22 protein-coding genes and 1 tRNA gene are annotated in these 23112 nt (G+C 37.9%); 17 read left to right on the top strand and 6 right to left on the bottom strand.

Annotated elements, in window-relative coordinates; genetic code table 11:
- Positions 1–228: 228 nt before the first annotated feature.
- From ACUN24_RS10115 to ACUN24_RS10085, 7 genes are all read left to right on the top strand, one after another.
- A complete protein-coding gene (locus ACUN24_RS10115) occupies positions 229–3402 on the top strand; it encodes a ligand-binding sensor domain-containing protein (RefSeq protein WP_445562382.1) in 3174 nt (1057 codons plus the stop codon).
- Positions 3387–4211, top strand: coding sequence for a response regulator transcription factor (locus ACUN24_RS10110; protein WP_445562381.1), 825 nt, complete (start codon positions 3387–3389; stop codon positions 4209–4211). The genes ACUN24_RS10115 and ACUN24_RS10110 overlap by 16 nt, the downstream gene beginning before the upstream one ends.
- 494 nt (positions 4212–4705) lie before the next feature.
- Positions 4706–5146, top strand: a complete 441-nt coding sequence (locus tag ACUN24_RS10105; RefSeq protein ID WP_244095032.1) for a DoxX family protein — start codon at positions 4706–4708, stop codon at positions 5144–5146.
- Between the two features lie 172 nt (positions 5147–5318).
- Positions 5319–5405 (top strand) — tRNA-Ser (locus ACUN24_RS10100).
- Positions 5406–5727: 322 nt separating this feature from the next.
- Entirely contained in the window at positions 5728–6510 is a 783-nt protein-coding gene (locus tag ACUN24_RS10095; protein WP_445562380.1) for a hypothetical protein, read from the top strand.
- A gap of 351 nt (positions 6511–6861) precedes the next feature.
- The gene (locus tag ACUN24_RS10090) at positions 6862–7578 is read left to right on the top strand and encodes a hypothetical protein (RefSeq protein ID WP_445562379.1); all 717 of its coding nucleotides are present in this window, start codon (positions 6862–6864) and stop codon (positions 7576–7578) included.
- Between the two features lie 10 nt (positions 7579–7588).
- The gene (locus ACUN24_RS10085) at positions 7589–8005 is read left to right on the top strand and encodes a hypothetical protein (RefSeq protein ID WP_445562378.1); all 417 of its coding nucleotides are present in this window, start codon (positions 7589–7591) and stop codon (positions 8003–8005) included.
- Positions 8006–8289: 284 nt separating this feature from the next.
- On the opposite strand, the gene ACUN24_RS10080 is transcribed toward ACUN24_RS10085, so the two are convergent.
- From ACUN24_RS10080 to ACUN24_RS10070, 3 genes are read right to left on the bottom strand one after another with little or no spacing between them, the layout of a single operon-like run.
- On the bottom strand, positions 8290–8745 hold the full coding sequence (locus tag ACUN24_RS10080) for a pyridoxamine 5'-phosphate oxidase family protein (protein WP_132400084.1): 456 nt from the start codon (positions 8743–8745) through the stop codon (positions 8290–8292).
- A 30-nt stretch (positions 8746–8775) separates the two neighbouring features.
- Positions 8776–9813: an alcohol dehydrogenase AdhP gene (gene adhP / locus ACUN24_RS10075; protein WP_445562377.1), complete on the bottom strand. Its 1038-nt coding sequence runs from the start codon at positions 9811–9813 to the stop codon at positions 8776–8778.
- Positions 9814–9869: 56 nt separating this feature from the next.
- On the bottom strand, positions 9870–10745 hold the full coding sequence (locus tag ACUN24_RS10070; protein ID WP_445562376.1) for a universal stress protein: 876 nt from the start codon (positions 10743–10745) through the stop codon (positions 9870–9872).
- 592 nt (positions 10746–11337) lie between these two features.
- Here ACUN24_RS10070 and ACUN24_RS10065 point away from each other — a divergent pair.
- A complete protein-coding gene (locus tag ACUN24_RS10065) occupies positions 11338–11814 on the top strand; it encodes a hypothetical protein (protein ID WP_445562375.1) in 477 nt (158 codons plus the stop codon).
- 366 nt (positions 11815–12180) lie between these two features.
- Positions 12181–12720 (top strand): AAA family ATPase, encoded by a 540-nt coding sequence (locus tag ACUN24_RS10060; protein ID WP_445562374.1) that lies wholly within the window; start codon positions 12181–12183, stop codon positions 12718–12720.
- 98 nt (positions 12721–12818) lie between these two features.
- On the opposite strand, the gene ACUN24_RS10055 is transcribed toward ACUN24_RS10060, so the two are convergent.
- Complete coding sequence (locus tag ACUN24_RS10055; RefSeq protein WP_445562373.1) at positions 12819–14681, bottom strand: helix-turn-helix transcriptional regulator; 1863 nt, start codon at positions 14679–14681, stop codon at positions 12819–12821.
- Positions 14682–14879: 198 nt separating this feature from the next.
- Here ACUN24_RS10055 and ACUN24_RS10050 point away from each other — a divergent pair, with 198 nt between their 5' ends.
- From ACUN24_RS10050 to ACUN24_RS10040, 3 genes are all read left to right on the top strand, one after another.
- Entirely contained in the window at positions 14880–15212 is a 333-nt protein-coding gene (locus ACUN24_RS10050; RefSeq protein ID WP_445562372.1) for a DUF4870 domain-containing protein, read from the top strand.
- Positions 15213–15350: 138 nt separating this feature from the next.
- Entirely contained in the window at positions 15351–16010 is a 660-nt protein-coding gene (locus tag ACUN24_RS10045) for a suppressor of fused domain protein (protein ID WP_445562371.1), read from the top strand.
- Between the two features lie 24 nt (positions 16011–16034).
- A complete protein-coding gene (locus ACUN24_RS10040; protein WP_445562370.1) occupies positions 16035–16559 on the top strand; it encodes a hypothetical protein in 525 nt (174 codons plus the stop codon).
- 16 nt (positions 16560–16575) lie between these two features.
- Here ACUN24_RS10040 and ACUN24_RS10035 read toward each other — a convergent pair whose 3' ends face one another.
- Positions 16576–18420, bottom strand: coding sequence for a helix-turn-helix transcriptional regulator (locus ACUN24_RS10035; RefSeq protein ID WP_445562369.1), 1845 nt, complete (start codon positions 18418–18420; stop codon positions 16576–16578).
- A gap of 229 nt (positions 18421–18649) precedes the next feature.
- On the opposite strand from ACUN24_RS10035, the gene ACUN24_RS10030 reads away from it, so the two are divergent.
- From ACUN24_RS10030 to ACUN24_RS10010, 5 genes are all read left to right on the top strand, one after another.
- Complete coding sequence (locus tag ACUN24_RS10030) at positions 18650–18979, top strand: DUF4870 domain-containing protein (RefSeq protein WP_445562368.1); 330 nt, start codon at positions 18650–18652, stop codon at positions 18977–18979.
- 10 nt (positions 18980–18989) lie between these two features.
- Positions 18990–19520 (top strand): hypothetical protein, encoded by a 531-nt coding sequence (locus ACUN24_RS10025; RefSeq protein WP_445562367.1) that lies wholly within the window; start codon positions 18990–18992, stop codon positions 19518–19520.
- Between the two features lie 57 nt (positions 19521–19577).
- Positions 19578–20144: a hypothetical protein gene (locus ACUN24_RS10020; RefSeq protein ID WP_445562366.1), complete on the top strand. Its 567-nt coding sequence runs from the start codon at positions 19578–19580 to the stop codon at positions 20142–20144.
- Between the two features lie 122 nt (positions 20145–20266).
- Positions 20267–21256 carry a hypothetical protein gene (locus ACUN24_RS10015; protein WP_445562365.1) on the top strand — a complete coding sequence of 330 codons (990 nt, stop codon included), beginning with the start codon at positions 20267–20269 and terminating at the stop codon, positions 21254–21256.
- 11 nt (positions 21257–21267) lie between these two features.
- On the top strand, positions 21268–22143 hold the full coding sequence (locus tag ACUN24_RS10010) for a hypothetical protein (protein WP_445562364.1): 876 nt from the start codon (positions 21268–21270) through the stop codon (positions 22141–22143).
- Between the two features lie 243 nt (positions 22144–22386).
- On the opposite strand, the gene ACUN24_RS10005 is transcribed toward ACUN24_RS10010, so the two are convergent.
- On the bottom strand, positions 22387–23070 hold the full coding sequence (locus ACUN24_RS10005) for an arylesterase (protein ID WP_445562363.1): 684 nt from the start codon (positions 23068–23070) through the stop codon (positions 22387–22389).
- Between the last annotated feature and the right edge of the window lie 42 nt (positions 23071–23112).

Raw genomic sequence — 23112 nt, 5'->3', positions numbered from 1 at the left:
GCGTAGCTTAGGGAACGCCCAAATCAGTTTACAGTTGGCAGTTGGCAGTTTACAATTTGCAGTTGGCAGTTCGCAGTTTCATTTCTATAAAAACTGAGTTTCTATCTTTAAGTCTTTCACAAATAAAAATGGAATCTGTCTCAATTTTTCTACGTATCCTCTCAAATTCAAATTAACCTGAAAGCAAAACATTTCTTTAATATATTTGAAGCTGCTGACCAATATCTCTTGAAAAAACTCATCATCCTTTTATACCTGTTATTTTCGGCCAACCTGCTTTGGGCGCAACCTTACTATTTCAGGCATTACCAGGTAGAGAACGGGCTTTCTAATAATACGGCCTTTTGTAGCGTGCAGGATGGAAATGGCTTTATGTGGTTTGGCACTAAAGATGGCCTGAACCGGTTTGATGGATATTCTTTTAAAACCTACCGAAACGATACCGAAAAAGCTGGTAGTTTGGGCAATGATCTGATTTCTGCACTTCACCACGATCACGAACAAACACTTTGGGTTGGTACAAACAACGGCGTGTATCAATACAATCCAATAAAAGAAACCTTCGCCATTATTGCAGCAACTAAAGGGATGCGGATTACAGACCTGGCGAGCGATCAGCGTGGAAATTTATGGATTCTATCTTCATTCAAGATATATTTATTTCAAAAGCGTACCAGGAAACTACAGGCTTTTGGCCTTAATGCACCGTTCGATGCCTCACTAGTTACTATTTTAAAAGATGGCAGTGTATGGATCAGTACCGGAAAGGGAACGTTGGAAAAATACAACCCTAAAACGAATAATTTTCAGCAGTTTAATATTAATGGAAAAAATGCCAAAACCGAATATGGCTGGGTATCCAGAATTGCAGAGACTGAAAATGGAAATTTATTGGTTGGCACGACCAATCAAGGTGTTAAACTTTTCAACCCTGTTACTTTAACATCAAAAAATATACTCAGATTAAACGACGACCAAACGCCAATTTTTGTTCGGGATATCAAAAAAACAGGCCCGCATGAATTTTGGATTGCTACAGAATCGGGCATTTACATTTATAATGATAAAAATGGGGCAATCATCCACCTTAAAAAACAATATAATAACGATTATTCTTTAAGCGATAATGCCGTTTATAGCATTTGTGTCGACCGTGAAGGAGGAGTTTGGACTGGCACTTACTTTGGAGGGGTAAATTACTATTCGAGCCATACTTCGCTGTTTACCAAATACTTTCCGCAAAAAGACACAAATTCCATCAGTGGAAGCGATGTGAGGGAAATTACAAAAGATCGGGATGGCCATTTATGGATTGGTACGGAGGATGCTGGACTAAACAAACTCGACGTAAAAACAGGCGTGTTTAAACACTTTTTACCAGATGGAAAACCGGGAAGCATTGCCTATTCCAATATCCACGGATTATTGGTTGACGGCGACAAACTCTGGATTGGCACTTTTGAACATGGCCTGGATGTTTTAGACCTGAAAACAGAAAAGGTAATTAAACATTACCAGGCAGGTGTTGGAAATGCCTTACGTACCAATTTTATTGTTACTTTTTGTAAAACGCGGTCGGGTGAAATTTTAGTTGGAACCATCAACGGGATTTATCTTTATAATCGCAAAAGAGATGATTTCGACCCTATAGCTGGTCTCCCTTTTATTTTTTACGATTCGGTTATGCAAGATAGTAAGGGTAATATCTGGGCAGGCAGCTTTAATGATGGTGTATTTAAGTTTAACTTATCCAGACCAGGCCATGTAAACTACCGAAATATCCCAGCGGATGCGAAAAGTTTAAGCCATAACAGCGTAAACAGTATTTTTGAAGATAGCAAACAGCATATTTGGGTAACTACCGATGGTGGTGGGCTTTGCAGGTTAGATCAGAAAACACATCAATTTAAACGTTACGGAATAAAAAATGGTTTTCCCAGCAATTACCTCTTCCGGATCGAAGAAGATGCGGCAAATAAATTCTGGATTAGCAGTACACGCGGCCTTATTCACTTCGATCCCGTTACGGGGTTAAGCAAAACCTATTCTAAAGCCAACGGATTACTTACGGATCAGTTTAACTACAGTTCTGCCTATCAGGATGAAGATGGCCGAACCTATTTTGGGAGCGTAAAAGGGCTGATAAGCTTTAATCCGGCCAATTTAAAGGCAACAAATTATGAGCCCCCGGTGTTTTTAACCGGGTTTCAGGTCAACAGTCTGGAAATAGGTTTACATGGGAAAGATTCTGTCGCTAATAAATCAATTGTTTATGCCGATACCATCGAACTTAACCATAACCAATCATCTTTTAGTATCGATTTTGCTGCCTTAAGTTATTTATCGCCTGAAATGACAGAGTATGCTTATAAAATGACGGGGCTTTATAAAGATTGGGAATATTTAAAAACCAACCGGAAAGTTTATTTTACCAAACTTGCCCCTGGTAATTACATTTTTGAAGTGAAAGCTTTGGTTGAAGGAAGCAGCACCTGGAGTACCAAAAACGTTAAACTTCTGATCAAAATACGTCCTCCTTTTTACCTCAGCCCCCTAGCCTATCTGCTTTATTTGATGGCTATAAGCGGAATAATTTTCTTCCTGGTGCGCAGGTACCACCGAAAAATTGCACTCAAAAACAGCAGGCGCATGGAAGTTTTTGAGCATGAAAAACAAAAAGAAGTTTATCAGGCGAAGATTGAGTTTTTCACCAACGTTGCCCACGAGATCAGGACACCGCTCACCTTGATTATCGGACCGATGGAGAAACTGATTAAACAGGCCGATGCTGTGCCTGCAATAGAAAAGAATTTACGGATTATGGGCCGAAATACGGATCGGTTGCTCAAATTAACCAACCAATTGTTGGATTTCAGAAAAACCGAAACCAGCGAATTTTCGCTGAACTTTGTAAAAGCCGATATCAGCGAGATACTAAAGGATATTTTTCTCCAGTTTCAGCCCGCAGCCGAGCAACGGAATATCAGTTATACCATCAACCTGCCCGAAAAAGCATTCCAGGCCTATATTGATGTAGAAGCTTTTTACAAAATCATCAGCAATTTGGTAGACAATGCCATTAAATATGGAAAAACGACAGCTGAAATTAGTTTATCGAAATCAGCAGAACAGGATAAATTTAAAGTTTGCGTTAAAAGCGACGGCAATAAAATACTTGCAGAAATCAAGGAGAAGATTTTTGAGCCTTTTTTCAGGGCTAAAGAAACGCAGATCACCACTGGAACTGGCATAGGTCTTTCCATTTCCAAATCGCTCGCACAGTTGCATAGCGGCGAGTTGTACCTGGATATTAATGACCACCATTTTAATATATTTGTATTAGAACTGCCCATCCATCAACTTATTGAATTTAACCTGAACGGGAAATGGAAGAAATTGTAGGTACGCTCATGATGAAAGATCAACAGGAAATAGAGAAAAACGTGGTATTATTGGTTGATGATAATGAGGATATCCTTGATTTCATTTCGGATGACCTGGATGAAAAATATCATGTTTTACAGGCCAGAAACGGCATAGAAGCGTTAGCAATATTACAACGTGAAATTGTTCAGCTCATTATTAGTGATGTAATGATGCCCGAAATGGATGGTTTTGAGTTTTGTGCAAAAGTAAAATCTACTATGGAGTTCAGCCATATTCCCGTTATCTTGCTTACCGCAAAAAATTCATTGCAATCAAAAATTGAAGGTTTGGAGCTGGGTGCCGACGCCTATGTAGAAAAGCCCTTTTCGCCCGAGTTTTTGCAGGTGCAGATTTCCAGTCTGCTTAAAAACAGAAACAAGATCAAAGAATATTTCTCCAATTCTCCCCTCCTCCACCTGAAAAGCATTGCCCATTCTAAGGCCGATGAGTTGTTTTTGGAAAAATTACAGGATACCATTAACAAAAACATCAGCGATCAGGATCTGGATGTAGAACACCTGGCAGAAAAGATGAACATGAGCCGGCCAACCTTATACCGGAAAATCAAATCTATTTCTAACCTGAGTCCGAATGAACTGATTAATTTAGCAAGGTTAAAAAAAGCTGCTGAACTTTTAAATGAAGGGCTACTGAAAATTTACGAAATTTCAGAAATGGTGGGTTATAGCTCGCAATCTCATTTCGGACGGAATTTTGCCAAACAGTTTGGAATGTCGCCAACTGATTATTTGAACAGCAGGATCGCAGAAAAGAAAAAAGGGTGATTTTAAAAGGTTATCAAGCGCGAAGAATCTTAATTGAGAAGGCTTTTTCAGCCGACGAAGCAATCTTAATGCACACGCTAGCAGCGATCGTTGTAAGATTGCTCCGTACCTTATAATGACGTTTATGTAAAAACTGATATTCAGTGTTATTTTTTTTGACCATATAAGACATTTAAGTACCATATAAGCTTACGTGTTCTTATATTTCTTATATGGTGTGGAAGCCTAAAGGATTATTTAATGAATTAGACATCTTAGCTCAATGAGTTTTACAGGATGCAAAATCTTAAACCTAATAAATTAGAAAGCGCATATAGGATCTCATTCCTATTTTTTTTCAGGCCACAGAACTGATGGTTACTCCCAATGACGAACTTTCTTTTCACACCTCAATTCCTTCTATTTTCCATCTCAAAATCAAATAATTAGCCAGCCATTGTTATTATCTTTTATTATCCTTAAATTGTATTAACCAAAATATATAAGTTATGAAAATGCTTAAGAAAATCGAGAACTGGGGCGATCATCACCACCCAAAATGGTTAGATTATTTTAGAATCTTATTAGGCCTTGTTTTAATCTGGAAGGGCATTGATTTTTACATCAATATGCCGGCATTTAGCAACCTCATGCGCGGTGCATTTTTAGGTACCGCCATTAGCATCAGCTTACTGGCGCATTTCATTATCGTATTACACCTTATTGGTGGTTTAGCCATTACCCTGGGTACCTATACGCGTACATTTTGCCTCATTAATTTACCTATACTGATTGGGGCAGTATTCTTTATCAATATTTCGGGAGGCATTTTTAAACCCTACTCAGAATTTTGGTTTTCGGTTTCAGTATTGGTTGGATTAATCTGTTTTGCCATCGAAGGAAATGGAATTTTATCGGTCGAACACGAGAAAATCTTGCCAAAACAGGCTGCATAAGTCAAAACGCAAACACAAAACCCCAACATAAACGGCTTAAATTAGCTGTATATTGATGCTTTTTTATTTTTTTATACCCACTAACTAAATGATTAGCAAGGCTTAAAATATTAATTAAATTATTTAAGTAGAAATTATTTGCAGATTTGCTTCAAGTTTGTACTTTTGCGGCGGAGAGTTGGCAGAGTGGTCGATTGCGGCAGTCTTGAAAACTGTTGACTTGTTAAAGGGTCCGCGGGTTCGAATCCCCCACTCTCCGCAATGCAATAAGCAAATTAAGCCTTTATCATAACGTTAGAGGCTTTTTTATTGCTTTATATTTCGATAGGGGTATCAAAGGGGGTACTTTTGGAGTGGTTTATCGTTGAAAATAATCTTATCTTTGATTATTCCTTTTGTTGCTATGAGGATAAAATTATAAATGGTATGGACTGGATTGCTTACACCATTTTTTTAGCACCCTAAAGCCTCACCATTCTGTTTATGCATTCCTTTAGGTTTCCCGTACCGCAGCATACAAAATAATCACTTGTTTTACATTCCTATTCCATACATTAGATAGAACTAAATTGAAACTCATTATGAAAAGAACACTTTTAACACTAATCGTACTATTGCCGTTGTTAGCCTTTGGGCAAGTAAAGTATCTGATATTTGGGGTTGTGGATGGTAATGTTCCAGTTAAAAGTGTGATTGATGGTAATCATGATGTCTACCTAGATGATGAAACTTTAGTGATTGTAAGCTCGTTCATTAAGGATAAATATGGAGATGTTTTTGAAGTATATTATAAAAACAGAAAACTATACATAAACCCCGACTTTCTAAAAATAAACAAGGAGGATCAAAAAGCATTTGACACGTGGGATGCTAGTGAATTAGATAGCATAAAATCTAAAGCAAGTTATGCTGCGGATGTAATCTATAGAAATGATTTAAAGAAAGCATTTGCATTTTTAGACAATACAAAAACAAAAGGACTGGCAGTTCTGAACTGGAGTTACTACGATGAAAGTGAATACACAAGCGGAACGAGTGCAAAAATAGAAGTGTATAATCCAGCAAAGAAAACAATAAAATATATTTGGTTTTCTTTTGTCGGCTATAATGCTGTTGGTGATGTAGTTTCATCAAAAGGACAGACAATTAGGACTATGAAAGCAGTCGGCCCAATAAAAGAAAAAGAAACAGGCTCTTATGAGTTTTCTTATGTTTGGTTCTCAGATTTGGTGCAAACTGCAAAACTAAAGGCAATTAAAATTCAATACATGGACGGGACTTTTAAGTTGGTGCCTATTCCATCTTCTATTATTCTACCTAAGAACTTGTACAATATATTAAATGATGAGGTTGACGAAGATTAATGCATCCTATTTGCAATTCTAATCTAATTGCCTTAAAGTTAATGCTCGCTATCTAGCGCAAGTCTTAGCGCCCACGGCCTGAGCAAAAGCCTGACTTGGGCTTTCTGTAAATCAATGCATCCCTAAAAAATCTCAGCTAGTTAATTATAGTGAATGCACAGTCCTCCACCCAGCTGCCTCCCCACTAAGATTTGCACTAGTAAGGAGGGCAATATGTAGTGAATATTATCATTAAATTGTAGTTTTTATCATGAATAAATATTAGATTCGTCATGCATTTAAATGTCTTACTTTACTCTCATTACCCATCTATTTTCAAAATCATCACTTTACTAAACTAAATTAACAGCTATGAAAAATTTATTAAAGTACTTACTACTTTTAAACATTGCATTATTCTCTGTGGCTTGCCGCTCAGATAAGGATGGTCTTTTAGATGAACCACCAATTACGGCACCCACTGAATTTTACAAAAACGCAAACCAACTGGCTGGGACCTACGATCCTTCAAACACTGTAAGCCAGACGATGAGGGATCAGGTTTACGATTTATACAAGAAACAAAAGTGGGGCGAACTGGAAACGCTATTTACAAACAACAATTTAAACGGAAAATGGCCACCTGCAAACGGAGGTTACAATACAGTAGATGATACACCAATCACGATGGGACAAAAACACGATAGATACAGTGGTGCGATTGGAACCTACAGCGGAACAGGGGCTCCGACCTTGGGAGGAAGTTTTACAAGTCCAATCATCAATGGATATGTGTATACCTTCGGGCAAAGAGCCTTGAATCAACCAGAAAATACTTATGATTTTTATTATGAAATCGAAGTTTTAAATAATTCATTAACTTTCAAAGGCCAAACAGCAGATATTATTCCCTGGTTTAATCAGGTGGGCAATGGTAAACAGACCATGTGGAAAATCCCGATCGATCCAGCGACTGGCTACCAAAAAACCTGGAATAAATTGGCCCAGGAAGGGTATATTAAAGTAACAATTAAGAAAAACCCGAGTGGAAAATACCCGGGAGCTGTAGGCGTAGTTATTGCACAATAAAATCATTTAGATGTATTCCATTTCAAAAAAAATATTCATTGAAAAACAGGTTTCTGTTGCCAAAAACACGTTCAGTAATGCAGAGATCGGTAACTCAGCAGCAGTAAAATTCAAATGTTGTAACTGTGGCCATGAAAATATTGTTAAAATAACACCTTATGAATCAGGATTCCCGATTTTTCAATTGTACAATAACGAAAAGGTTTTAGCTAAAAATGAATTATTAAAGAATAAAATTGCCTCAGAAACCTCCATAAATTTACTTCACTTTGGAGAATTGACAGTAAATGATTTACCAACATTGTACTTTGGAACTGATTGTCCGTCTTGTCATTCAAAATATATTTGTGTTTTTAGCTATGGTGAAAAACAACCTGGACTAACTTTGCTTACCATTTCCGGCGTATGGAAATATAACGAAATTTAAGCTTGAATATCTCAAAATTGCCATTTGTTTTTCAGCAAAGTAGCCAATTTTTCTGCGTAAATTGATCAGGAAACTTATTTTAAGCGGTTTTTAAGGCTTAATTACAAGACAAATTACTTCTTGTAAATTTCCTTAATAATGGCCAAAATTCCTTCCAGATGTTGCAGAGGCATCCCCTCATCCCCGTCTGAAAAAACTAAAGCCTGATATCGCATGATTTCAGGCTTTTTTTCATTTAAACATTCTGTCCTAATTTAAATACTGAGCATATTCTTTTAAACGGATCAATTACTCCTGTCATTAACCTCAAATCGGCCAGTTTTCAGGTGCAGTACAATTTTGAACACAATAATTTCTTCATCATGCGCATCTGTTTTGCCTGTGCCATGCGATGGTTGCTCTGATGGTGTATTGGTTAAGGGCATCATCCGGTGGATAATGCCCTGCAAAACATTTTGTTTTTCTGAATTATCGGTAATTTCTTCAAATTTGCCCCAGCACACCACACTTTTCCAGTTAAAGGTGTCACGGATTTGGTCAATCTGGAAGCACACCTGAGGGTTGCTTCTCATCATCCTGATTTTTTGTCCGGGAGCAGAATGGGCATAAACTGTACCGCTGCGGTAAACATAATTAATAGGCACAATGTAACTCACCCCATGGGCGTGGCAGCCTAAACGGCCTATATATTGCTCTTTAAGGAGCTTTTCGACTTCCTCTTCTTCTAATTTCCCTAACATTTTCTAAAAATTAATGTTGAATATTTATTACTAAGCTGCTCCCGAAATATCTAAAACAACCCTTCCCTCAATCTCTCCCATTTTCATCTGTTCAAATACTTCATTAATATCTTCCAGTTTTGCAGGTTTAATCTGCGCTTTCACCTTGCCATCTACGGCGAATTCGATGGCCTCCTGCATATCTTTTCTTGTACCAACAATAGAACCCCTAATCGTAATCCTGTTTAATACGGTATCAAATATGGGAAGGTCGAAACTGCCTGGAGGTAATCCATTTAACGATAAAGTGCCTTTTCTTCGCAATGCGGAAAGCCCCTGACTGAAAGCAATAGGCGATACTGCAGTTACCAATACGCCATGCATTCCCCCGGTTTGTTTTTTAAGAAATCCCCCAGGATCCTGTTCAAGTGCGTTAACCACAATGTCAGCACCCAGTTTTCTGGCCATTTCCAATTTATCATTTGAAACATCAATTGCAGCAACCTGAAAACCCATGGCTTTTGCATATTGAACTCCCAGATGGCCTAGTCCGCCAATGCCCGATATAGCAACCCATTCGCCTGCTTTTACCTCGGTTTCTTTTAAGCCTTTGTAAACTGTAACCCCGGCACAGATAATCGGTGCCATTTCTGCAAAATTTACATGCGAAGGAAAATGGGCAACATACCTGGAATCGGCAATTACATATTCTGCGAAACCGCCATCAACACTATAACCGCCGTTTTGTTGCTCATAGCATAATGTTTCCCAACCTGTTAAACAAAATTCGCAACAGCCACAGGCACTATACAACCATGGAACGCCAACTACATCGCCTTCTTTAACACTTTTAACATCATGCCCCATGGCGGCTACCAAACCGATAGCTTCGTGACCAGGCACCAATGGCATTTTTGATTTTACCGGCCAGTCTCCATTACAGGCGTGCAGGTCGGTATGGCATACACCACATGAAATTACTTTCACCAGAATCTCGTATTGATTGAGCGGTCTAACCGGAAGTTCTTCTATGGCCAGAGGTCCTCCAAATTCATGGATAACAGCGGCTTTCATTGTTTTAGGATACATGTTTTTTGTTTAGGAATAGATTGTACAATTAAGTTTTATGCAATAATCGCCTGGCTTTACATCGGAATGCGGTGTTCAGGCGGTAAAACCAGAAGTGGGATCTGAATATGATCAGACATGTTCAGTGTATAGCTGCCATTAAACAGGCGATAAAAAAATCCGTGTTTCCGGTGTACCATCGCCAGCATATCGATCTGACCATTTTCTACAATCCAATCCAGGCCATCCTTAACCCGCTCACTGTTTACGTGCCTGTGGTAGATATTTCTATAGTTGACCCTGTCGGCAACCCTGTTCAAAAAATCTTCCATTGTTTCTTTGTAAACTACCTGATCTGATGTTAAATTACCTGTATGCATAATGAGTATATCGGCATTAAAAGGTTTTGCAAATTCGGCAAGTGCACATAAAACAGGGATGTCACTATGGCTAAAATCGGTTGCGAAAGCAATTTTTTTAGGCTTCCTGAACTGGTAGCCTTTGGGGATCAATAAAAGCGGTATTTCGCGTTCAATCATTTTTCTGGCATTACTGCCGATTAAAATTTTGGAAAACTTGCTTGCACTGTTTAATCCCATTACCACAAGGTTCATTTTACATTCGGTAAAATATTTATAAACCTCATCATCCACTTCTCCACGAACAGATCTCGCATACACCTCTGGTTTAAGGCTATAATCTTGATAGGCAGCTTCATATTTCTTTTCGACCTTATGACGCAGTTTCTCCAATGCTTCTTTAGCATCGTCTTCCATCTGGCTGTACTCTTCATAAGGCCATACCATCGATGCTGCAATTGGAGACACCACAGGAACCTGAAAAACATTGAATAGTTCTATCCTCGCCCCAATGTTATAGGCCAGATCAGTTGCATAATTAGCTGCGTTCTCTGCTGCTGGAGAGAAATCAACAGGTACCAGGATCTTTTTCATATTGCGCTCTGTTTATTAAGCATAAAGTTTGTAAAAAATCCATGTTAAAAATATGAGTAGCATCAGCTATTTAAATGATTTCCAACCGAATGCAGTGAGGAAAAGTGACTCCTAGAACTCTTTTTTTTTAAAATAATTATGATGAAAGATATAGTTGAATCATCATTTCCTTTGCCTGATTAAAAGGGCTCCAGGTGTTTTAGTTTTTTAATTTGAACGATTAATGAGTTTAAAGAAAGTACATGTCAGGCATTGTTCAGGCTAAGTACTAAGAGTTGCGCTGTGAACCGCAGTTGTTAAATATTTATTTGTAGCCGACATACAACATTGGGTTGACAAAATTGTCATAATAAGTAGTGCTACCAAAGTATTCCGCAAAGTACATAGCGTATTATAAAATCAATTAAATGAAAAAATCTTTTTTAATTCTAAGCTCAACGTTTTTAACATTGTTAATAATTACATCTTGTAAGAAAGATTGCTAAATATATTCTGATGTCAAAATCAGACTATGAGCAGAGTTCAAATCCTGCTGACCCAAGAACCCGTTTAACCGGTACAGCCACATTTACAGGTCTTCAATCCAATTAAAATGATAAAGCATATCTTTTCAACATTCGTTCTTTTTGTGATTTGTCAGGGAACATATGGCCAGGTCTCGGCACCATATCTCTCTATGAATTTGGAAGCTAAGGACAATAGCGCCCGTTGGCAGCCTATGCATAAAATGCCGGCTGGCAATTTCACTTTGGAATGGTTAAAGTCTGGTGACATTATTGTTTCATACAATAGAAATGAGGCTCCAACCAAGTACTTAAAGGAAACTGATTTCAGCTCTAAAGATCTACAAAAACTTGATAAAAAGATTTCTGGTTTTAGCTTAAAGGGAATTTATCTGGATCCTGAACAGCCACCGGAATTCTACTATGTAATCTATTTTAATCCGAAAATGAAAAACTCTATTTTACTTGAATTGCATGCCGTACTTGGGCATATTGTCTCTGCAACTTATTATTCAGATAAAAAGATAAATCCATTTCAGAACAGGATTTACAGCACTCTTAAATAAACAACACTCTGGCGGAGTATAATTATTTGGGAATGTCACTAAAAATGTTTGTTTCCTGCTTTTGGTAATTTATTGTGTATTTCAGTGTAGGAGGCTGTTCCTTAATTTGATAGTGGGCACAGCGCCTACCAATAGGCTTATTGTTAAAACCGAAGCAGTATCGCCGATTAACACATTGAGAATTATGGAAAGCAGTGAGGATAAACTTATACTCATAAGCGGTTCGCGAACAGGTGCTCTCGATGATCCACAATCCATTAAATATACCCTTTTTAATGAGAAGCTATCCAAAAGAAGATGCCTTTAACCTCACCACATTTACAAGTTTTAACAAACCGATAAAACAATTTGCAATATATTTATGCCATGAAAATCCATATCCTTGGTGCATCCTGTGCAGGCTCTACCACTTTGGGCGAAACGTTATCTACCCGGTTAAATATCCCCTATTTTGATACAGATAGTTTTTTCTGGGAAAAATCTACTGTTCCATATACCGTAAAGAGAGAAGTCCAATTGCGGAACCGGTTGCTTAAAGACGAATTAAGAAAATCAGAAAACTATATTGTGGGTGGCTCGCTGGTAAGCTGGGGCGAGGAATGGAAACAAATGTTCGACCTTGCGGTTTTCCTTTACCTGCCAAAAGAAATCAGGATGGAACGCCTGGTGCAAAGGGAAATAGAACGTTATGGAAATCAGATTTATGACGATGCGCAACGGCACAAATTATTCCTGGAATTTATAGATTGGGCATCAAAATACGACGACCGTTCTTTTACAGGCAGAAATATCGGGATCCACGAAAATTGGCTGGAAAGCCTGAACTGCCCTGTAATAAAAATTGTGGGTGATACCACGGTATCGGAACGCTTAAAACGTATTTTAGAAGTTGTTGATGGCGTTTAAAAACCCTGCAATCAATATTTGTTATCCTAAGGTTTTGTTTTCGGGAAAGGCTTTTTTCAAAATATCGTTTCGACTTTCTTATTGAATCTACCAGGAACTTATCCTAACTGCTGCAGAAACAGATTCAAATCCTCTTCTTTTCCCAAACCCAACTTTTGTTTAATCCGATAACGGCTCATACGTACACTTTTCGGTTCGATACCTAAACGGATGGAAACCTCTTTATTGGTTAAACCCATCAACATATAAGAACAGTATTTTAAATCAAGCCGCGTAAGTGTATGGTTTGCTTTCTCTTGCAGGCGTTCAAAAAAAGCAGGATTAGTATCAAAAAAATCTGTCTTATGCTCCTCAAATTCTTTATCCATCCTTTTCTGCTGATTCACAATCCGTTTAATCTGTTCATCAAGCGAAAGGTGGCTTTCAATATTTACCTTTTCTGGTATAAGCTCCAGTAGTTCATTTTTTTCTTCAATCTGTAAATTACTGGCCAATACTTCTTTCTCCAATCGCTCCTGACGCTCTCTAAGCAAAACCTGTTCTGTTTGAAGTTGCATCGCTTCAACCTCTTTTAGCTGTGCCCTTAATTCTGCAGCCCTTTTTTCCTGGTCGATCAGCTCTTGTTTTCTAATCGATGCCTTGAGCTTATAATTATAAGACATGAGCAGTAAAAGCAATGCGGCAATCCCCGTCAAACCTGAAATAATGTAAAAAACATTCAGTTTTTTGGTATACTTGGTCTGTTGGTGTAAATAGGCAATCTCCTGAGCCTTTTTTTCGGACTGATACTGTGCTTCTATCCTAATGGTGCTGTTTATTTTTTCTTCATCAAAAGCCTTTTTATAATAATTAAAATACTGCTTCAAATAGTTTAAGGCAGCCTGTTGATTACCTTTTTTTTCGGCAATACTTGCAAGCCCCTGGTATATCCGTGCCTGAGTTAACGGCATTTTTATTATGCTACCAGAAATTTTACCCAATCCGGTGAGTAATAGTTTTTCTGCTTCATCGTAATTTCCGTCACGTAGTGCATATTCGCTCCTTAATCCGTAGCAGTTTAGTAAAACTTCCAACAAATTTGTTTTTGTAGCAATACCCATTGCGATATCCACATATTTTTCGGCACTATCGCGATATGAAGGCGGAAAGTATTGAAAATAAACATTGGCGGTATTTAAAGCTGCCGCAGCAGTATTGCTGTAAATAAGCATGCGGCCCTCCTGCTTTTTTGATAGCTGAAGTGATTTTTTATAGGTAAACAATGCCGAGTCGAGCAAATTGCGTTTCAGCGTATCGAGCTTAAAACGGTCAAAATAAGTTTGTCCGATAGTGAGATAGGCATTATTCAACAGATCCATCTGTTTACTTTTTATTGCACTTACATAACATAAACGGGCGTATTTCTGCTGTTTTGATGGATCATTGCCATAGCCATAAAAACTGGCCAGGTAATGGTATATGGTACTTTCATAGTCATCTGTATGCTGACCCTTTAAAAAATCCAGGGCTTTAAGCAGCTTTGCCGCTGATTTATCATTATCATCGTTCACCAAATCTAACCAACCACTTCTAAACCATACAAAACCCAGTGCAACGCGGTCTTTTGTTTTATGAGTATAATACATGGCGCTGTCTAAACTTGCATAGGCACTTTTCAAGTCTTTTTTCCACACATATAAATGAACCAGTGTTGCATAGGCCATGGCTTTACTTTTCCCGTCCTTTAACCCTTCTCCAAGCTTAAGGGCTTCATTGGCCTGTTGAAAAGAAAGCTGAAGGTTTTTTTCAAAATTTGCCTTGGCCAGTTTACAAAGCAGATTTACCTTTTCTTCTTTCGAAATGCTGTTCTGCGCCAGCAAATGATTTAAGGAATCGATATAGATCTTTTGTGCCTCGGCACTTTTAAAAAAAAGTAAAAGACAAAATAGGATACCTGATAATTTTTTCAGTGGTAGCTGCATAATCAAAAATAAAAAGAAACATTTTACAGAAACAGAATTACAACAAATAATTGAAATTAAACTGTTTCAAAGGGTTTTTGTAGTCTCCTTGTAGACACTATTTCAAAAATTGGTAGTCGCAGTGTAGGTTTACTTTTCTTGATGGAGCACATAGGCACTGGTATTTTTGTATTGTTCAATTCATTAAAATTTAAACCTATGAAACAGAAAACAATTGCAATAGTTGCCTATATTACACTCATCGGATGGATCATTTCTTACCTGGAATTTAAAAAATCAACCGAAAAAAGCTCCCTGGCCAATTATCATTTGGGTCAGTCGCTTGGGATTATTATTACCTCCATCCTCTTGAGTGTCCTGAGCAGTGTAATTCTGGCCATAATTCCTTCCCTTGGTTTTGTATTTTACCTTATTTTATTGCTTCCTTTTATCCTGATGTTATTGGGCATAGTAACCGCAAATAATGGTTTAGAGAAGCCCGTTCCACTAATTGGAAAAGTATTTGAAGGGAAATTCAACTTCATTTCCTGAACTTAAAAATCTTTTAAAACAAAGGTGAACCGTCAGGCAGTAGCTTTTTTGCTGTCGGTGTGCGGAATTAGCTATGGTAGCCCCATATAAAGTAAAATGGCAAAATCTTTGAAAGCATTTTAAATTTAAATCAACCTTATGATGACCACTGAAGAATACAGACAAAAGTTTACAACCGATGATACACCTGGATGGCAGGCAATAGATGATCAACTGGAAAAAATTTATGGCACTTCCGAAGCACGCCACTACCCGCCTCTGTGCGGCATCCATTATGTGGCTGGCGGAACCGACCCGATAGATGGTGCCAGTATTTATGACAGCAACCACCAAAGCTTTCACCGCCACATCATCAGCTACGGCATGAGCGAATTGTATTATAATGAAGAAAAGGCCAGCGGTGAGTTTAGCAAGTGGGGTTTTGAATTTACGTTTAGGTTAGCGCCATTTAAAGATGATGAAAACGATCCCATCTGGGCTATACAGGTGATGAATAATTTAGCGAGGTATGTGTTTTCGAGCGGTAAATGGTTTGAAGAGAACCACTTCATCCCTGCCAATGGACCAATAAGACTAAATACCGATACCCAAATAACGGGTTTTGTTTTTGCACTGGATCCGGAACTGGGAAAAATTGACACCCCACACGGTGAACTCAGCTTTCTCCAATTGGTGGGCATTACCGATACTGAGGTAGAAGAACTGAAAAAAAATCCCACTATCGGAGCTGTCGAAGAACTGATCGAAAACCTGAAAAAGGATAATCCCCTGTTAATTACCGACCTGAACCGGAAATAATTTAGAAATCTTGCCTTAACCAATATGAGACCAATAAATATCCTTTTAGTCATGCTGATTTTTGTTATAGCTTCTTGCCAGTCTAAAAATGCAGTTCATCTAAAGACTGCCCTGGAGCAAAAAGAACGTACAGCATTCAATATACTGGTGGGCAAAAAAGGCCCGAATGAACGGAAACTGAAATGCCTGATTAATGGCGATTTTAAATGCGCCCAGCAAGCAATAACCGAAAAGGAACAGGCTTTCGATAAAATCATCAGTGAAATAAATGCGCTTGAAACAGGCGATATTAAATATGGCAACGAGTTAAAATCGGCAACATGTAACTATTATAAAGCTGTTAAACAGCTGGAAGTTTTTGATCGCCATGAAATTATAGTACAGCAACAAAGCCAGAAAGCCAGTACAGAGCAGTTGCGGGATAGTGTTATAGCAAAGCAGGGGCAATTATTAAAGCACAAATTGGAAATGCGTAAACTAATCAATAAAAAAGAAAAGCAATTAGCCGAAATACAAAAACAATTTAATTCGGTCAACCGACTGGATTAATGCCCCAAGGTGCATTTCACCCCATATCCTGCAAGAACAGCTTCAGGTCTTCATCCTTACCCAAACCCAATTTTTGCTTTATCCGGTAGCGGCTCATGCGCACACTTTTGGCTTCGATATGCATGAGCTGGGCAATTTTTTTGGTATCCATTTTTAAATGGAGGTAAGCGCAGAGTTTTAAGTCAAGAGAGGTAAGCTTCTGTTGTGCCCTTTGATTTAGCTGAGAAAAAAATTCTGGGTGTACCTGTTGGATCTGAAATTTAGCTTCTTCAAAATCATTATCCAAAAGCAATTCTTCATTCCAGATTTTATTGATATTGAGCTGATGGTTATCGCTCAGTTTTTCCTTGATCTGAAAAAGCATTTCCTTTTTATGTTCCAGCTGTAACTGGTTGGCCATAACTTCTTTCTGCAATTGTTGCTGCTGGCTTTCCAATAATAGCTGTTCTGCCTTTAACCTCGCCTGCTCTTCTTTTTCGAATTTCATCTGCAGTTCAGCATCCTGTTTTTCCAAATGCAACTGCTTTTCGCGCTGTAATGAATACCTTAACCTAAAATGGTAAGAACGGAACATAAATATAAGGCCCAATATGGAGGCAATTGTAATTCCAAAGTATAGATATTTTTGTTGCTGCGCATATTTTTCGCTCTGCTTTAAGAGCTTAACCTCATTGTTTTTTTTTTCAGTTTCGTACTGTACTTCTAGTTTTTGAGCATTTAAAGCCTGCTTCTGATCGAACAGCTTGTTATTGTATTCTGTTGCTTTTTTCTGAAATTCCAGTGCCTTCACGTAATTCCCATTTTGCTCATAAAAGGTGGCTAACGCTGTTACGATATTGATCAATGTATAATAATATGGGCTTTGCTGACTTTTCATGATACTATAAGACTCCTGTAAATACCCTTCAGTCATTACTAAATTTTTATCTCTTTTGGCATACTCACTCAAAATCCCTAAACTACTCGCCCTAATTTCTTCGCCATTTAACATCCCAGTCATTACCTTATTGGCCGTACTCGCATACCGAATGGCATTTGCTTTCGCAGCTTCATCCGTATCAGAAAAATACCTAAGATAAAAATCGGCACTATTAACACAAGATAAAGCATATGTTTTTCGGGCGACATACTGAGGATATTGTTTATAGAGATCTTGTACTTTATTTAAATAGTAAATGATGCTATCTCTATATAATTCTCTTTTGGTGGCTATAAAATTGTAATCAGCAGCAACCGATAGCGCAATATAACAGTTACTCAAGAGGTTGTAATCGGTAGTTTTAAGTGCACTTTCCAGAGCCTTTTGCGCATACCTATTTACACTTTTAACGTCGTTCCACCTCGTATTAAGCGCGTATAACAAGTAATATATTTTAGCAGCAAGATAAGGATCATATTTTTTATCCAACATCTTAAGCCCCATCTGGCAATACTTGGTCACCTGTTCGTTATTGTCTATAGCATTGTAAAATAAAGCTTGCGCGTAATAAGCATAAGCTAAAGCAATGGGCTGTTGTGCCTTTTGTCCAATAGATAGCGTGGTATCGCTCGTTTTTTTCAATAAAGCAAACTGCTTCGTATTTGCATAAACATTAACCAGCATGGCATATGCTTTTGTCGCTTCGGTAAAGTTTTTGGTTTTTATTGCTAAACTTACACTGTGTTGCGCCTTTATAATTGCGGCTTTATAGTTTGCATTAATCCTATATCTTTCTGCCAATTGCGTCAGCAGGGTTGGTTTATCTTTCTCACTTAAATTATCGAGCGCTGTACTATCTAATAAACTTTGCGCCTGTGCTGTATAGCAAGCCGTAAGGATACCGATAAAGAGTACTATGTTTTTAAAAACCAGATGCTTCATAGCGTAAAATTAGCATAAAGATTGGAGCATGGATAAAATTGCAGACAAATGCTAAAAACAAAAACAAACAACAAACAACTAATAATCAAAACATTAAAAATACATGTAGATGTATTGTAGACGTTTTATCAAAATGCTGTAGATGCTCTGTAGGTGGCAGATTCTTTTAGGTAGTGATAATTAACACCAAATTTGATCTAAATAATTTTCAATCTAAAAAACAGAAATCATGGACAACAAAACCCTTTCAATCGTTTCTTACATTAGCATTATTGGTTGGTTAGTAGCTTATTTTATTGGAAAAGATAAAGCTGACACTTTGCTTAAATACCACCTAAGACAGTCATTAGGACTTGCTATTGTAAGCATTATTTTCAATATAGCTTTTACCATCATTGCCAGTATAGTCCCTGCTTTATCCTTTTTAGGATTTGTGGGTTATGCGTTTATCATTCTTTGGATCATAGGGATTATCAATGCGGCCAATGGTGCCTTAAAACCTATTCCACTTATTGGTAAATGGTTTGAAGACAAGTCTTCATTCGTTGGTAAATATTAATAAGACGTTTATGCGCCTCAAATTCAAAAATGTCATGCTAATGGTGATGGTCTTTACCATCACCGCATGCGAATTTTCTTTAAACACACCCGAAGAATATTTTGACCGGGTAGCTTTAAACACAAATTCCATATCACGCTTTGGCGGGCAATATTTCAATACTTATCTACGGTACATTAAGGGTGGCACAAACACGCCAGATTTTAATACCTGTGAGAAATATCTTAAAAATAACTCCATCGCAACAGTAGTGGCTAATGTAAAAAAGATAAAAGATCTAAAGCCCACTAAAAAAACAAAACCCATGATCGATGCAGCGCTTGATCTTTATGCCTTTGTGCTAAAAAGCTATGAGACCGATCACCTGAGGGTTGCAAAAATGATTGATAGCCATGCACCGGAAAACGATATTAATGTAGCCATAACCGAAATGGACAACAAAAGTTATGATGCCTTTGTACAGAAATACAATAAGCTTTGGAACATCGCAGAAGCCTATGCAAAGGATAATGGTATCGAAGTAAAAAAGATGCCTTTTTAGCTGTTGCTGTTCCACTCATTCTTTCATTTAATAATTCTATCATTAACTAACCTACCTATGATAAACATAATAGATTTTAAAGAAAATTTAGGTTTAAGTGAAATCCCTGTTGAACTTGAAAAACTGATTTATTTCCAGAACAATATTTCTTCTCTTGAAAATTACAGCCAGGATTTTGGTGTTTTTATCGACGATAAATCAGGACTACTTAGCTGGAGCGAAGATGAAGATTTTTTAAACCGGTTACTCCCTTTTGCCCAGGCCAATGGTACAGGCTCATTTTATGCCATTTGGAACGATGGAACGAACAAACCCTTAGGCCAGATGCCCATCGTGGTTTTTGGCGATGAAGGTGGCGTACATGTAGTGGCAGAAAATATTTTAAAATTGCTGCATCTACTCACCTACGGTACCGAAATCTGGGTGGAATTTGATCAAACTTATTTCTATAAAGATGACAACAGCTATGAAGAGCCTGAAGATTTAGGCAAATATTTAAAATGGATGAAAGGCGATTATAACTTACACCAAATAGAAGCGCCCAATGAGTTGATTAAAACTGCCCAGGAAAAACACAAAGAAACCTTTGATCAATGGTTCGGCCAATATTTTAAACTGGAATAAAAACAAAGGACGATGATACAGTAATTCTATCCTAAAGTGATTGATTGGCTATTACATTAAAAACAAAATACTGCACAATTAAGTAAAATCATGATTTTGTGACCCATCTAACCTAAACAATTATGAGAAAAGGATTTTCGATATTCTGGATCATTTACATGTTGTTTTTCGCTATTCCGTTCCCCATGTTGATCTATTACAACACCAAAGACGATAGCATGTCCAATCTAATTGGCGAAAATCCCTGGTACTCGCTCGCTATGCTTGCCCTATCTATATTATTTTGGGCCGTGTTATTAGTTGGCTATTACCGAAACTGGGTGTTCCGCAGCTTTTCGCTTAAACGAAATATAGAAAAACTTAAAACTACAGGTGAACCGCGGGAGGCCAAAATATTGGAATCATCAAAAATTTTTAAAACAGGTGCAGCTTACGACACCTATGAGCTTACTTTGCAGTTTAACAACCTGGTGGGCAGCACGATTATGCAAAAAGCAGTAGTAAACGATGCCAAACCTTACGAACGCCGTTACGAAGTAGGTAAAACCGTTAGCATTCTATTAGATAAAGAAGTAAACAAAGTCCCTTATTTTATTTTTGCCACAACAGAGGTTAGCCTTAATAAAACAATTATTTTGCTTACAAATTTAAGCTGGCTGGCCTTTGTTGCAATTGTTGTTGGTTATTATTTTTATTCTTATAATTTAGAAAGCAGGGGCATGGGCTGGCGTTTTATGGGCATTGGCCATCCTTTAATAACCTGTGCCTTTATGCTGCTTCTTTCTCGTGGCTTCGGCACTCTTATGGCTAAAATGTTTATCGGCAAACCTGATCAATTGTTCCTGATTAAATTTAAAGGTACGCAGACCACTGCCCGGTTGGTCAAACTCAGTCAAACCGGAACTTACATTAACGCACAACCGATGATCGATTTTGAACTCGAATTTACCGATCAGTTTAACCAAAAGCATCGGGCAAACATCAGAAAGATTGTAGATCTTCTCGATATGGATAGTATTAGGCAGGAATATTTTTCTATTTTTTATCTCAAAGAAAATCCACAAAAAATTGCCTTTGCAAAAGATGTGAACGAAATTAAAGGAGAATTCTGATGAAAAACCTAATGCAATTTCATAGCCTGATTGTACTGCTTTGTTTACTAGGTTTGAGCTGCAGACAGATCACCAAAAGTGTAGATGAAACCTTTCATCCAAAAGATTCCCTGGTTAAAAAACATGATCAAGAGCAGAGATTTCGAGAAAATGGAGGGGATAAAGGCATTACAAAATCATCTTCTAATACATCTGTACAGCGTCAACAGGAAAAAACCATCGTGATTAACAGCGACACCGTTAATATACCCGAAATGGAGCTCAAAGCAAAAGAGATGCTCCACGACATTGAATTACTCAAGCAAAAGAATGATCCCTCAGCAGCCAAAGAAATACAGAAAAGGGTAAACGAATTCCTTAAAGAAATGAAGTTGCCACAAGGCGGCCTCAAAAATATTGATACAGATAAACCGGTAGTAAAAGCTAAAAAAGGAATATTAAGTGCTGCAGCACTAGAAAAGGCAGAAGATCAACTGAAAAAATTGCCCCGGTACCGAAATAAAGAAATTTTATTGTATCAATCAGTTCATTTTCACGATAACGGCTCCATAAACCTGATGTTGCAGCATCCTGTAAACCCTAAATATATTGATGCTTACGAATATCGGGATGGAGCATGGTCTGCGCCTAAACCCGTGTTGGCCACAGATATCGAACGCAGAACATTTCCTTTAGACGAAATTCATTTTGCAGACGCACACCGTGTAATACAGGTTTATAACGATAAAGCTGCTCAGGTTGAAGGCGCAAAGCCAACATCAGATGCTTATATCACCATTTGGGATAATCGTATGCGTTGGGCACCAAGAACGATAAATGGCACCCGCGAGCGTTACGATATCCAGTTTAACAATAATGGCACGTTAAAAAGCTTTAGGCAGGAGTGAGAAATATAATCGCAGTTTTCTATCTTTTTTTAGAAAGGTCGTCATTGCGAGAAGGCTTTTTCAGCCGACGAAGCAATCTTAATGCGATCGCCAACGATGAAATTAAATTCATGCAAAATGCCGACCCATAGTTGTAGGATTGTTTCGTTCCTTATAATGACGATTTATTGAGTTTTGTCACGGCCTTTTAATAGTACAAACCGTGCTTTTTCTCTGTGACCTTTGTGGTTAAACTGAGAAAGCTTACAACAAACCCTTCAACACTACCCAAACATTTTCCGCCAAAATCTTATCTCCTTCTGCCGTTGGATGAATGCCATCGGCCTGGTTTAATTTAGGCACCCCACCCACTTTATCCAATAAAAACGGAATCAGGGCCATCTGGTTTTTTTTGGCCAGCTCGGGGAAAATGTTCTTAAAATCTGCAGCATATTTCGCCCCCATGTTAGGTGGAACCTGCATACCTGCAATAACCATTTTTGCATCGGGGTATTTAGCTTTTACACGATCAATAATCGCCTGAAGGTTTTTAATGGTTTGTGTTATGGGCAATCCACGCAAACCATCATTTGCACCGAGTTCAAGCACAAAAATATCAACAGGCTGTTTAAGCAACCAATCAATCCTTCCTTTTCCACCCGCAGAAGTTTCGCCACTTAAACCGCCATTAATTACATTATAAGGCATTTTTAAAGAATCGATCCGGTTTTGGATCAAAGCTGGATAAGCTTCCGTTGGGTCGAGTCCGTAACCAGCCGTTAAACTGGTTCCAAAAAAGAGGATATTTTTCTTTTTCGCCGCAGCAACCGAAACCTTTTGGTCAGCCGAATCTAAAATTTTATCTGTATTGCTTTTACTTTGTTGGTTTCCACAGCTTAAGAGGATCAAGCTCAAAACAAAAAGCCCCATTAATCGTTTTCGTAACATATCTAATAAATCTATATCTAATTATCGTTTAAACCGTTATCT

The sequence above is a fragment of the Pedobacter sp. WC2501 genome, from assembly GCF_052682415.1.
Note: the sequence above shows the minus strand (reverse complement) of the source record. Positions and strands in the feature narration are given on the sequence as shown.

Bases quoted from the DNA above. Each gene is read 5' to 3' on its own strand.
- ACUN24_RS10010 (WP_445562364.1), top strand. From the start codon at position 21,268: ATGCAATTTCATAGCCTGATTGTACTGCTTTGTTTACTAGGTTTGAGC.
- adhP (WP_445562377.1), bottom strand. From the start codon at position 9,813: ATGTATCCTAAAACAATGAAAGCCGCTGTTATCCATGAATTTGGAGGA.
- ACUN24_RS10045 (WP_445562371.1), top strand. From the start codon at position 15,351: ATGATGACCACTGAAGAATACAGACAAAAGTTTACAACCGATGATACA.
- ACUN24_RS10050 (WP_445562372.1), top strand. From the start codon at position 14,880: ATGAAACAGAAAACAATTGCAATAGTTGCCTATATTACACTCATCGGA.
- ACUN24_RS10095 (WP_445562380.1), top strand. From the start codon at position 5,728: ATGAAAAGAACACTTTTAACACTAATCGTACTATTGCCGTTGTTAGCC.
- ACUN24_RS10070 (WP_445562376.1), bottom strand. From the start codon at position 10,745: ATGAAAAAGATCCTGGTACCTGTTGATTTCTCTCCAGCAGCAGAGAAC.
- ACUN24_RS10015 (WP_445562365.1), top strand. From the start codon at position 20,267: ATGAGAAAAGGATTTTCGATATTCTGGATCATTTACATGTTGTTTTTC.
- ACUN24_RS10110 (WP_445562381.1), top strand. From the start codon at position 3,387: ATGGAAGAAATTGTAGGTACGCTCATGATGAAAGATCAACAGGAAATA.
- ACUN24_RS10060 (WP_445562374.1), top strand. From the start codon at position 12,181: ATGAAAATCCATATCCTTGGTGCATCCTGTGCAGGCTCTACCACTTTG.
- ACUN24_RS10085 (WP_445562378.1), top strand. From the start codon at position 7,589: ATGTATTCCATTTCAAAAAAAATATTCATTGAAAAACAGGTTTCTGTT.
- ACUN24_RS10020 (WP_445562366.1), top strand. From the start codon at position 19,578: ATGATAAACATAATAGATTTTAAAGAAAATTTAGGTTTAAGTGAAATC.
- ACUN24_RS10030 (WP_445562368.1), top strand. From the start codon at position 18,650: ATGGACAACAAAACCCTTTCAATCGTTTCTTACATTAGCATTATTGGT.
- ACUN24_RS10005 (WP_445562363.1), bottom strand. From the start codon at position 23,070: ATGTTACGAAAACGATTAATGGGGCTTTTTGTTTTGAGCTTGATCCTC.
- ACUN24_RS10035 (WP_445562369.1), bottom strand. From the start codon at position 18,420: ATGAAGCATCTGGTTTTTAAAAACATAGTACTCTTTATCGGTATCCTT.
- ACUN24_RS10025 (WP_445562367.1), top strand. From the start codon at position 18,990: ATGCGCCTCAAATTCAAAAATGTCATGCTAATGGTGATGGTCTTTACC.
- ACUN24_RS10055 (WP_445562373.1), bottom strand. From the start codon at position 14,681: ATGCAGCTACCACTGAAAAAATTATCAGGTATCCTATTTTGTCTTTTA.
- ACUN24_RS10040 (WP_445562370.1), top strand. From the start codon at position 16,035: ATGAGACCAATAAATATCCTTTTAGTCATGCTGATTTTTGTTATAGCT.
- ACUN24_RS10105 (WP_244095032.1), top strand. From the start codon at position 4,706: ATGCTTAAGAAAATCGAGAACTGGGGCGATCATCACCACCCAAAATGG.
- ACUN24_RS10090 (WP_445562379.1), top strand. From the start codon at position 6,862: ATGAAAAATTTATTAAAGTACTTACTACTTTTAAACATTGCATTATTC.
- ACUN24_RS10080 (WP_132400084.1), bottom strand. From the start codon at position 8,745: ATGTTAGGGAAATTAGAAGAAGAGGAAGTCGAAAAGCTCCTTAAAGAG.
- ACUN24_RS10065 (WP_445562375.1), top strand. From the start codon at position 11,338: ATGATAAAGCATATCTTTTCAACATTCGTTCTTTTTGTGATTTGTCAG.